Source organism: Campylobacter sp. RM16189 (genome assembly GCF_012978815.1).
Lineage (GTDB): Bacteria > Campylobacterota > Campylobacteria > Campylobacterales > Campylobacteraceae > Campylobacter_A.
Window position 1 is genome coordinate 1 of record NZ_LIWR01000038.1, and the last position, 466, is coordinate 466.

Genomic DNA, 466 nt, shown 5'->3' on the forward strand with positions numbered 1-466 from the left:
CACCTATAAACTCATTATCTTTTTGTATATATCTGTAAAAATATCTGTTATCTTTATCTGATATCCACTCATTATGCCATTGTTCCCATTGATGACTAGGAAAGGGAATCGTACCTCCCCAAGAGTGATTATACTCCATTGTCTTTTCATCGTTTAACATCTTTTCTCTAAACCATAGATCTTGGAGTTTTGGAATGTATAGGGTTAGCATTTTATTTATCTCCATAATGTGTTCTGCATTGAGCTATCTCTATGGTATCTTGATTGGTTAGTCTAAATACCAGACGATGTTTTTCGTCTATTCTAGAGATACCCAAAGAGAATATTTTATTCTCTTTGGGTTATATTATCCTTATAGCTCAGATGTGTTAGTGTTTAAGCCGGTATCATCAGTTTGATTAGGAGTTCCTAATAAACCTAGAGGCTCTGAGTTAGGAGTTTCGTTTGTGGTCGGATATGTTTTACC

The 466-nt window shown here is 34.5% G+C and carries 1 pseudogene; it reads right to left on the bottom strand.

Annotation, left to right across the window (positions count from 1 at the left end):
* Positions 1–211, bottom strand: a pseudogene (locus tag CDOM16189_RS08055) (GNAT family N-acetyltransferase); the annotation flags it as partial.
* Positions 212–466 lie beyond the last annotated feature (255 nt).